This is a genomic window from Paracoccus sp. (in: a-proteobacteria), from assembly GCF_046462195.1.
Lineage (GTDB): Bacteria > Pseudomonadota > Alphaproteobacteria > Rhodobacterales > Rhodobacteraceae > Paracoccus.
This window is the reverse complement of the sequence record NZ_JBKGUN010000213.1, coordinates 1-10,481: the sequence shown is the minus strand read 5'-3', so window position 1 is coordinate 10,481 and position 10,481 is coordinate 1. Positions and strand designations below refer to the sequence as shown.

Annotated in this window: 9 protein-coding genes; 2 read left to right on the top strand and 7 right to left on the bottom strand. The window is 61.3% G+C overall.

Translation table 11 applies throughout. The features are described 5' to 3' along the window. From ACLHHB_RS13175 to ACLHHB_RS13160, 4 genes are all read right to left on the bottom strand, one after another. Nucleotides 1-260: FAD-dependent oxidoreductase (locus tag ACLHHB_RS13175; RefSeq protein ID WP_410218737.1), on the bottom strand; the 260-nt coding region annotated here is incomplete at its 3' end. A 164-nt stretch (nucleotides 261-424) separates the two neighbouring features. Beyond that, nucleotides 425-1,309, bottom strand: coding sequence for a bifunctional methylenetetrahydrofolate dehydrogenase/methenyltetrahydrofolate cyclohydrolase FolD (gene folD / locus ACLHHB_RS13170; RefSeq protein WP_410218736.1), 885 nt, complete (start codon nucleotides 1,307-1,309; stop codon nucleotides 425-427). Between the two features lie 29 nt (nucleotides 1,310-1,338). Further along, complete coding sequence (locus ACLHHB_RS13165; RefSeq protein WP_410218735.1) at nucleotides 1,339-2,274, bottom strand: electron transfer flavoprotein subunit alpha/FixB family protein; 936 nt, start codon at nucleotides 2,272-2,274, stop codon at nucleotides 1,339-1,341. Between the two features lie 14 nt (nucleotides 2,275-2,288). Next, nucleotides 2,289-3,038, bottom strand: coding sequence for an electron transfer flavoprotein subunit beta/FixA family protein (locus ACLHHB_RS13160; protein ID WP_410218734.1), 750 nt, complete (start codon nucleotides 3,036-3,038; stop codon nucleotides 2,289-2,291). 336 nt (nucleotides 3,039-3,374) lie between these two features. Between ACLHHB_RS13160 and ACLHHB_RS13155 the strand changes: the two genes are divergently transcribed. Then, on the top strand, nucleotides 3,375-4,379 hold the full coding sequence (locus ACLHHB_RS13155; RefSeq protein WP_410218739.1) for a GlxA family transcriptional regulator: 1,005 nt from the start codon (nucleotides 3,375-3,377) through the stop codon (nucleotides 4,377-4,379). Between the two features lie 709 nt (nucleotides 4,380-5,088). On the opposite strand, the gene ACLHHB_RS13150 is transcribed toward ACLHHB_RS13155, so the two are convergent. Continuing rightward, nucleotides 5,089-5,679, bottom strand: a complete 591-nt coding sequence (locus ACLHHB_RS13150; protein ID WP_410218733.1) for a hypothetical protein — start codon at nucleotides 5,677-5,679, stop codon at nucleotides 5,089-5,091. A 337-nt stretch (nucleotides 5,680-6,016) separates the two neighbouring features. Then, nucleotides 6,017-7,597, bottom strand: coding sequence for a BCCT family transporter (locus ACLHHB_RS13145; RefSeq protein ID WP_410218738.1), 1,581 nt, complete (start codon nucleotides 7,595-7,597; stop codon nucleotides 6,017-6,019). A gap of 924 nt (nucleotides 7,598-8,521) precedes the next feature. On the opposite strand from ACLHHB_RS13145, the gene purU reads away from it, so the two are divergent. Then, nucleotides 8,522-9,406 (top strand): formyltetrahydrofolate deformylase, encoded by an 885-nt coding sequence (gene purU / locus ACLHHB_RS13140; protein ID WP_410218732.1) that lies wholly within the window; start codon nucleotides 8,522-8,524, stop codon nucleotides 9,404-9,406. Between the two features lie 104 nt (nucleotides 9,407-9,510). Here the strand turns inward: purU and map are convergent, their stop codons facing one another. After that, on the bottom strand, nucleotides 9,511-10,260 hold the full coding sequence (map, locus tag ACLHHB_RS13135; protein WP_410218731.1) for a type I methionyl aminopeptidase: 750 nt from the start codon (nucleotides 10,258-10,260) through the stop codon (nucleotides 9,511-9,513). Nucleotides 10,261-10,481 lie beyond the last annotated feature (221 nt).

The window sequence follows — 10,481 nt, the reverse complement described above, 5'->3', positions numbered from 1 at the left end:
CCGATGCGCTTGTAGTTGCCCATCTTCTCGTAGAAATCCATGGAATACATGGTCGTCCAGCAGGACAAAAGGTCATGGCTGGTCGCATAGCAGAAATCCGACGCATGGGCCGTCGAGCCGATGTCCGTCGGGATGCCCGACTTGTCGATGCCGACAATGTCGTCCCAACCGTTTTCAATCAGATGATGCGCCACCGAGGCGCCGACGATGCCGCCGAGCCCCACGATGACGACACGGGCTTTGTCAGGAAAAGAAGACATCGCGGTTTCCTTGTTGTCGAGATGCTGGAGAAGAGGAGCGACCGGCCCCCAGGCCGGCCTTCAGGTTCGGAACGCCGGCCACGGGGCCGGCGGAAAACGGTGCAGAGATGACGCGTTCCAACGGTCTTGCCAAGGCCGAACCGCGTGATCGCGTCACTGTGTCATCACCACAGCTCGGGCGCTGCCAGGCCGGCGCGGCGGAAGGCCGCCAGCAGCGTGTTGTGCATCAGCGACATGATCGTCATCGGCCCGACGCCGCCAGGAACGGGCGTAATCGCCCGCGCCCGTGTCGCGGCCGAGGCAAAATCGACATCGCCCACCAGACGCTTGGCGCCGTCGCGGATCACGCGGCTGGTGCCGACGTCGATGACCGTGGCCCCGGGCTTGATCCAGTCGCCCTTGATCATTTCGGCCGAGCCGACGGCGGCCACCACGATGTCGGCCTGTCCGATCTTTCCCGCGAGGTCGCGGGTGCGCGAATGGGCCATGGTGACGGTGCAGTTTTCGGCCAGCAGCAGCTGTGCCATCGGCTTGCCCACCAGAATCGAGCGCCCGACCACGATCGCGTCCAGCCCCGCGAGGCTGCCCAGGCTGGACTTCAGCAGCATCAGGCAGCCAAGTGGCGTGCAGGACACCAGTCCCGGCAGGCCCGAGGCCAGATAGCCCGCATTGACCGGATGCAGCCCGTCCACGTCCTTGGCCGGATCGATTGCCTTGATCACCGCCAGGCTGTCCAGATGGCGCGGCAGGGGCAGCTGCACCAGAATGCCGTCGACCGTCTCGTCGGCGTTCAGCCGGTCCACCAGCGCCAGAAGATGCTCCTGCGTCGTGTCCTCGGGCAGGACATGCTCGAAGCTTTCCATGCCCAGCTGACGGGCAGTGCGGCCCTTGCTGCGGACATAAACCTCGCTGGCGGGATCAGAGCCAACCAAAACCACCGCCAGTCCCGGCGCGCGCCCCGCGTGATTCGCAAAGAGCGAAACCTGCTGGGCGATGCGGTCGCCCAAGCCTGCTGCATAACCCTTGCCGTCGATGATATCAGCCGTCATCTGCCGTTCCCGAGTCGCGGCCTCCAGCGTCACAGCTGGCGCTCCAGTTCGGGCAGGATCTCGAACAGGTCGCCGACGATGCCATAGTCCGCCACTTGGAAGATGGGTGCCTCGCCATCGCTGTTGATCGCGACGATGATCTTGCTGTCCTTCATGCCGGCCAGGTGCTGGATCGCCCCCGAGATGCCGCAGGCCAGGTACAGGTCCGGCGCCACCACCTTGCCGGTCTGCCCCACCTGGAAGTCGTTGGGAGCATAGCCTGCATCAACCGCAGCGCGCGAAGCGCCGACGGCGGCCCCCAGCTTGTCGGCGATCGGGTTGATGACCTGGCTGAAGCGTTCCTGCGATCCCAAGGCACGGCCGCCCGACACGATGATCTTGGCAGAACCGAGGTCCGGACGCTCGCTGTGCGACAGCAGGTTCTCGACAAAGCTGGACAGATCCGAACCGTCGGCGCCAGTGGTCACCGCCTTGACAGGCGCAGCCGTGCCACCGGACGCGGCCGGAGCAAAGGACGAGCTGCGGACGCTCAGTACGCGGGTCGCGTCGGTGGACTGCACCACCTCGATGGCATTGCCTGCATAGATCGGACGCTTGAAGGTGTCCGGAGAGACGACCTCGATCACGTCGGACACCTGCATGACATCCAGCAGCGCGGCGACACGCGGCAGGACGTTCTTGCCGCTGCTGGTGGCCGGGGCCAGGATGGTGTCGTATTCGCCTGCCATCGCCACGATCAGTGCCGCGGTGGGTTCCGCCAGGCGATGCTCCAGCGCATCGGCCTCGGCCAGAAGGACGTGGCGGACGCCGGCCAGCTGCGCGGCCGCATCGGTGGCAGGGGCCGCGTTCCGGCCCACGATCAGGATGTCGACCTCGGTGCCGATGCGGCTCGCTGCGGTCAGGGCCCGTGCGGTCGCCTCGGACAGGGAGGCGTTGTCGTGGTCTGCGAAAAGAAGAATTGCCATGTTCCGTGCTCCTGTCAGATGACCGCGGCTTCGTTTTTCAGCTTGTCGAGCAGTTCGGCGACGGTGCCGACCTTGACGCCGGCTTGACGGCCCGACGGCTCCTCGACCCGCACCACCTTCAGGCGTGCCGCCACCGATACGCCGTAATCTTCGGGCGTTTTCTGCTCCAACGGCTTCTTCTTGGCCTTCATGATGTTTGGAAGGCTGGCATAGCGCGGCTCGTTCAGGCGCAGGTCGGCCGTCACGATGGCGGGCAGAGAGACATTGATGACTTGCAGGCCGCCGTCGATCTCACGCGTGACCTTGGCCTTGTCGCCCTCCAGCTCGACCTTGGAGGCAAAGGTGCCTTGGCTCCAGCCCAGCAGGGCCGACAGCATCTGGCCGGTCTGGTTGCAGTCGTCGTCGATGGCCTGCTTGCCCAGGATCACCAGGCCGGGCTGTTCCGCCTCTGCCACGCCCTTCAGAAGCTTGGCAACGGTCAGCGGCTCGACCGTGCCTTCGGTGGTGATCAGGATGGCCCGGTCGGCGCCCATGGCCAGCGCCGTGCGCAACACTTCCTGTGACTGTGCCGGACCCACCGAAACGACCACGACTTCACTGGCCTGCCCGGCCTCCTTCAGGCGGACGGCCTCTTCGACGGCAATCTCGTCGAACGGGTTCATCGACATCTTGACGTTGGCCAGATCGACGCCGGTACCGTCGGACTTGACGCGGATCTTGACGTTGTAATCGACGACCCGCTTCACAGGGACCAAGACTTTCATTTCAGTTCCTTCTTTGTCGTGACCTCGGAAGCCGGGGCCGTGTCTTCGTGCCCGCAACCAACGGGCCTGATCCGTTGCAACAGGACGAACACGACCCGGTCGGGTCGACATTCCGTCCGGAAGCGATGTGATTTCGCCCCTTTGCCCGCTCTCTCCAGTGGGAAAGAATGAGCTTTCGGATCGAATTCCTGAAAGTCAGTCTTGCAAATCGGCACCGCCTTGCGACAGAACATTTGCGTCAACCAAGGATTAAGGCTACGACAATCGGCCAGGAACGCTTGGGAGGAGCCGGACCTGATGGAACAAGCAATCCAGCCCATGAAGGGCGGCACCCGGATGCCGGCGACACGGTCGATCCGACGCCAGCCCGGAGATGCGCGCCTGTCGGTCGGCTTCATCCTGGCCAAGCGCTTTACCCTTTGCGCCTTTGCAAATTTCGTGGATGTCCTGCGCCTTGCGGCGGACGAAGGCGACCGCTCGCGCCCGATCCTGTGCAAATGGACCGTGCTGTCAGACAGCATGGATGCCGTATCGTCCAGCTGCGGGATCACGGTCCAGCCCAAGGAGCGGCTGGGCGATCCGACGCGATTCGACTATATCGTCGTGATTGGCGGATTGATGGAGGAAACAGCCTCTCTCGGCGCACCTTACGTGCGCTTTCTTCGCCAGGCCGCCGAGGCTGGCGTGCCGCTGGTGGGTGTCTGCACGGGTGCGTTCCTGCTGCACCAGGCGGGGCTACTGGACGGGTATCGCTGCTGCGTCAGCTGGTTTCATCACGCAGATTTCCTGGAGCAGTTCGAGGGGCTGAACCCCGTCACCGACCAGATCTTCGTCGTCGACCGGGATCGTCTGACCTGCTCTGGCGGGGCAAGCTCAGCCCATCTGGCGGCGTTTCTGGTCGACAAGCATGTCGGGCGTGCCCAAGCCAGCAAGAGCCTTCACATCATGATCATCGACGAGGCCTTGCAGGCGGAAAAGCCCCAGCCCGGCATCACGATGGATTTCAAGACCCGCGACCCGATGGTGCTGCGCGCGCTGCTGCTGATGCAACAGAACATCGACGAGCCGTTTTCGGTGGCCGAGATCGCACGCCGAATCGGACACAGCAAACGGCAGTTGGAACGGCATTTCCAGACGGCGCTGAACACGTCGCCACAAGCTGCCTTTCTCAGCATCCGCCTGTCGCTGGCGCACCACCTGATCAAGACAAGCGAAAAGTCCATCTCCCAGATCGCGGTCGATTGCGGCTTTTGCGACTCCTCGCATCTTAGCCGCATGTTTCGCCGCCGGTTTGACTGCACCCCCTTGGCGCTGCGTCTGACGGCCGAAGTTCAGGCCTGAAGCCGGGCAAGAGCAAGGTGGGTTGACTGGAAAACCGCGCTTCCGCTGAAGGGCAGTACAGGCTGGCGGTTGTCCTGCACGCTCTTGAGACCATTTTCTCAGGAAGTGCTGCAATGGGCTCTTTGTCGTCATGGACGCATCGCCCCGCATGACAAGCGTCTACGCAATGGATGCAAAACTGCGAAAAAGGTAAGGCTGAGAGTGAGCTACAGGTGATTGTACCCTTGCTTGCCTCACTCACCGGATAACAGCGGCGCGACGGATTGAAGGCTGGCCCAGAGTAACAATGGCATTAACACCGGCCCGGCTATGACGGCGCTTCGTATCATCGGCGTCTAGACGTGGCACACGAAGGCCGCCTCCTCGGCACAGATCCACAAGACGGACAGCGACGACGTACGGGACGCAGCGCAGATGATGCGCGTCGGCCTGTTCACCTCGACATGGACCGCAGTAGGAGAGCAGGATGTTGCGGACGGTGCGCAAGTTCCTGCACCCGACGATCAGAGCAACCTGAAGGACATGCTGTGCTCACTTGGCACGAAAGTGGGCGCCGTTATGCGGCGCCGATTCACGGTGCGAGTGATTGTCCAGATCTACGAGTGCCCCCAACAGGCCCTGACAATCGCTCCGCTGCGTCATGGTCTTCTTTCATGCCCATGGCGGAAGGCGGCGCGGTGTCCACCGTAGGAACCAAACCAACGCATCCTCAGAAAGGTTGAAAAGGCATCCGTCGCTCACCCTGAAGCTTTGCTGCACTCGAAGACCACCTTGCCCGATGGGACACAAGCCTCTGCGGTGTGGAGTCATGCCGCTCCTCAAGCAAGCGCGCAGAACGGAAATCGAAATCGACATTGGCACGTTGGCTGTGTCTAGCACATGCGGAGACAGGCTGCGGAAGCGGGTGCTTGCAGGCTGCTAATTTGCAAACAATGAGAAAGCCGATGAACCAGAAGCCAGTACAGCGGAACCTGTAAACGACCGAAGAGGAAGCTCTCGAACGAGGAGAAAAAGCAGCGGGCTCGGTTCGAGATGCTGCTTTTCGTTGATTGAACAGCGACAGATAGCTGACCTGCAGGGTCGCCTGTGTTGATGCTGACGAGTCGCTTCCCCGCACCCAGACGCCCCTCCCGAAGTCTGCTTCGGTCTTTCTGGGACGGCTTACGTGAATGGAGGTGCTGAAGTCTTTCTGCTTGCGGAAGGCTCTGGGCTGTTCATTCCCGGGAATGCTGAGCATGCGGTTCACGCGGACGAGGAAAGCCAAGTTCTTCTTCGCTTTCGCTGCCGACAGCCATTCCAACGTGCGTCACGTTCATCTCGAGAAAGACCAGAAGACGGGCTTGGTTGTCTCGCTGCTGCTGCGCGCCACTCACTGCCAGAATGGCGTCTGCCCTGTCGGCTGTTTGGAAACGCGACGGTCAGACTGTCTGAAGGTGCCAACGAGGACTGAACGAGCCAAGGCCCGCCAGCATTACTCCATCTTCCATGATGGAGACATGCCAAGGACAGGTCCCGCCAGGCACTGGGCGCGAATGGCCAAAGGTCCCGCACGGCAGACCTCGACTTCCAACTTGCTCTCTCAATAAAGAAACCCCCGCAAGCGGCAGCTTGCGGGGGCTATAGACTCTGGCAGAAAGTCAGCGCGGTTCGCTGGCCAGACCCTTCCAGATGCCCACGCACATCAGAAGCAGCAGCAGGGTGAAGGGCAGACCAGTTGAGATGACCATGGATTGCAACGATTTCAGCCCACCTGCCGACAGCAGCAGGACGATCGCGACGACCCCAAGGAACACGCACCAGAAGACGCGTTGCAGGACCGGTGCATCGACCTTGCCCCCCGAGGTGATCGTGTCGATCACCAGCGAGCCTGAATCAGAGGAGGTAACGAAGAACACGATCACCAGCACGATGCCGACGAACGAGGTGATTCCGGTGAGCGGCAGGTTGTCCAGCATCGTGAACAGCTGCAGTGGCAGGTCGGCATCCTGAACGGCGGTATAGCCTTCGCGCACGACCTGGCTGATCGCCTCGCCGCCAAAGATCGACATCCAGATCACGCAAACCAGCGACGGAATCAGCAGCACGCAGACCAGAAACTCGCGCACGGTGCGGCCGCGCGACACGCGGGCGATGAACATGCCCACGAAGGGTGACCAGCTGATCCACCAGGCCCAGTAGAACGAGGTCCAGCCCTGCATGAAGTTCACGTCATCGCGTCCCACCGGATTCGACAGCGCAGGCAGGTATTCGACATAAGCCACAAGGAAACTGCCGATATCGGTGACCAGCAGCAGGGTCGGTCCCGCGAACAGAACGAACATCAGCAGCAGGAAGGCTAGGCCCATGTTGATCTCGGACATCATCTTCACGCCCGCTTCCAGGCCGCGGATGACGGAGAAAAGGGTGATGGCGGTGATGCCGAGGATCAGGATGATCTGCGACGTTTCGTTGATCGGCATCCCGAACAGCTTGTTGAACCCTGCATTGGCCTGCGCAGCGCCCAGCCCGAGCGAGGTTGCCAGGCCGAAGAGCGTGGCAAAGACTGCCAGGATGTCGATGATGTGGCCGGGCCATCCCCAGACACGTTCGCCGAAGATCGGATAAAAGGCCGAGCGGATCGTCAGGGGCAGACCCTTGTTATAGCTGAACAAGGCAAGGCTGAGGCCCACCACGGCATAGATGGCCCAAGGGTGCAGCGCCCAATGGAAGATCGAGGCTGCCATGCCCAGGCGAATGGCCTCGGCCTCGGCTGCGCCACCTCCCAGCGGCGCCCAATCGGTCCGAAGCCCGTCCGCTGCCGCAACAGGCCCGCCCAGCGAGGACGAGAAATGGGAAAGCGGCTCCGACACGCCATAGAACATCAGGCCGATGCCCATGCCTGCCGCAAACAGCATCGAGAACCAGCTGATATAACCGAAATCCGGAACGGCATCGGCACCGCCAAGGCGAATCCTGCCAAAGGGGCTGACCACCAGAACCAGGCAAAGGATCAGGAACACATCCGCCGCAGCGATGAAGAACCAGTCGAAGCGCTGCGTCACCTCCGTGAACAGCGTGTTGAACAGGTTGCCCGACAGTTCGGGCAGGGCCAGCGTGAAGATCACGAAGGCGATGACGCTGATGGCCGAGATTGCGAAGACCGGCTTGTGCACGCTGAAGTGGAAGGGTCCCAGATGCCCTTCCAGATTGTCGCGGCCAAGTTCGTAACTGGTCTGGATGACGCTGTCTGGCGGCGGGCCATCGGCCCGGACTTCCGCATCGCCGGCCTTGGTTGTGTAGGTCAAGCTTTGTCCTCCTGAGTTGGCGATATGCCTGCCAGAGAGGCTGCCCAGCCAAACGCTACCGTCTTTTCGTGCTGCAAAGGCGAAAGGGGAAACCAGAGCCGAACGGTCAAAAGGTCTCTAGCCTTGAGAAGACTGGAGAAAACCGGGGCATCTGATCATGTTCGCATGCTGCATCTGCGGCTGACCTGGAACTGGACGTGAGACAGGCAAACTTTCAGTCCGACGGTTATTCCCGGAACCTGCCCACCAAGGCAGGACAGGTGCGACGCGGCGGCGGTAGCTTCGCGACGGAAATTTCAAGCGGCAAACACATGCCAACCTGCGACCAAACGGCACGGCGTTAAAGTCGTGGCCTCACAAGCCCCTTGCGGAGCATCATCCGATCCATGGCAGCAAGAGAGGCCTTAGCCGAGCTTCATGACGTTTACGTAAAGCTCGGTATCGCGCGAATCCATCTTTATTTGGCATCTGCACAGGGACAATTGGTGCTTTTTACGTACCGCAACGGGCTGCGGCGCAGATATCCGGCCAGATCGTCGCAATCGTTCATGTGAAAAGGCGCAGCGAAAGCTAGATCATCCAGACGTTGTTCCCGACTGGTAACAAGCCGATGCACCGTTCCGCCCGATCGCTTTGCCGCAGTGATGTCACATTCCGGCAGATGCATCGGCGCCACCCTGATGCGAAGGCGGAGACGCCCGCGCTCAAAGGTGGAAGGGCATGCAGCCTTTCTGGCGGACCGCATCGAAGCCGGTTTGGGCCCGATCGGCCCGGCAAGCCGATCAAGAACATATGACTTAGACCGGCAGTGTCACTCTGGCCTGTCAAAACGCTGAGCCTCGGAAAGGTGCACTACTCATGCCTCAGATCATCCTCACCGTCTCTTGCCCGGTTCGCAAAGGCATTGTTTCGGCGATTTCCACCTTTCTTGCCGATTATGGCTGCAACATCCATGACAGTTCCCAGTTCACCGACTTCGAGAACGAGCGCTTCTTCATGCGGCTCAGCTTCGCCTCCGAAGAAGGCAAGAGCCGCGAGGAGCTGAGCGATCTTTTTGCCGCGGCCGCCCAGCCGTTCCAGATGGACTATGCCTTCCACGATCCCTGCACCAAAATGAAGGTGGTGATCATGGTGTCCCGCTTCGGACACTGTTTGAACGACCTGCTGTACCGTTGGCGGATCGGGGCGCTGCCCATCGACATCGTGGCGGTCATCTCGAACCACATGGACTACCAGAAGGTCGTCGTGAACCACGACATCCCCTTCCACTGCATCAAGGTGACAAAGGCCAACAAGCCCGAGGCCGAGGCCGAACAGATGCGCATTGTCCAGGAATCGGGCGCTGACCTGATCGTGCTGGCGCGCTACATGCAGATCCTGTCGGACGAGATGTGCCAGAAGATGTCGGGACGGATCATCAACATCCATCACTCGTTCCTGCCCAGCTTCAAGGGTGCCAATCCCTACAAGCAGGCGTTCGAGCGGGGCGTGAAGCTGATCGGCGCGACCTCTCATTACGTGACGGCCGATCTGGACGAGGGTCCGATCATCGAACAGGATACCGCCCGCGTGACCCATGCCCAGTCGCCTGACGATTATGTCAGCCTTGGCCGTGACGTGGAAAGTCAGGTTCTGGCACGGGCGGTTCATGCCCACATCCATCGCCGCACTTTTATCAGTGGCGACAAGACCATCGTCTTCCCTGCCAGCCCCAACGAATACGCTTCGGAACGGATGGGCTGACGCGAGTTCGCGGCGGCCATGCAAGGGCCGCCGCCACGCCCTGAAAAGGCCTGTCAGCCACGATGCCGGCGCACGGATGTTCAACCAAAGCCTGCCCCGCTCAATCAGCCCGGCAAGGTGACGATAATCGCGCCGCGGTCGGTGGCGACAACGGTGTGTTCGTATTGCACGACCGCTGCCGGAGGCTGGCTATAGAGTGTCCAGTTGTCATCCCCCTCGACAGCCCATGTCCCGCCCGTTGACAGAAAGGGTTCGACGGTCAGCACAAGGCCCTTGTGCATCCGCCTCTTGTCGCCGTGCGTGGGCCAGGTGGCGATTTCGGCAGGCTCTTCATGCAAGGCCCTGCCGACGCCATGACTGGCAAGGTTACGGATCAACGTATAGCCACGTTGGAATGCAAAGCGGCCGATGGCATTCCCGATCCCGGCCAAAGGCTTGTTGTTCCCCACTTGAGCAATGCCGATCTGCATTGCACGCCTTCCGTCCCGGCACAGTCGATCCAGAGATGGAGGCACCGTCCCCATGCGAAAGGTCGCTCCGGTATCGGCAAAATAGCCGCCCTTTGAGGCCGACACGTCGATGTTGACCAGATCCCCTGCCGCCATCACCCGATTGCCAGGAATCCCATGGGCAATTTCTTCATTGATGCTGATGCAGGTGGCCCCTGGAAAGTCATAGGTCGCTTCCGGCGCAGGAATGGCACCCTCATCCTCCAGCAAGTCGCGACCCATTCTGTCCAGTTCCCCTGTGGTCATGCCGGGCTCCATTGCCCGGGCCATGGCCTGCATCGTGTTTGCCACGATGCGGCCGATCTCCTTCAGCCCGGCCAGTTCAACTTCGTTCGTGACTGTCATCTTGGGTCCTTTCCAAATGCCCGCGCGAATTCTACCAGAACCCCGGCAAGCTGCGCAGCCTCGTGCGCGCGGCATCAAGGCAGTCAGGGGTCAGTGGTGAACAATCTGGAGCCATCCAAAGCAACAGGCTGGACGTCAGAGCGCATGCCAACCCTTAGAGAGCGTTTCAAAACCCCTTGTGGTCAGGTTCTTGCTGTTGGATGAGCGGGGTCATGTCCGCC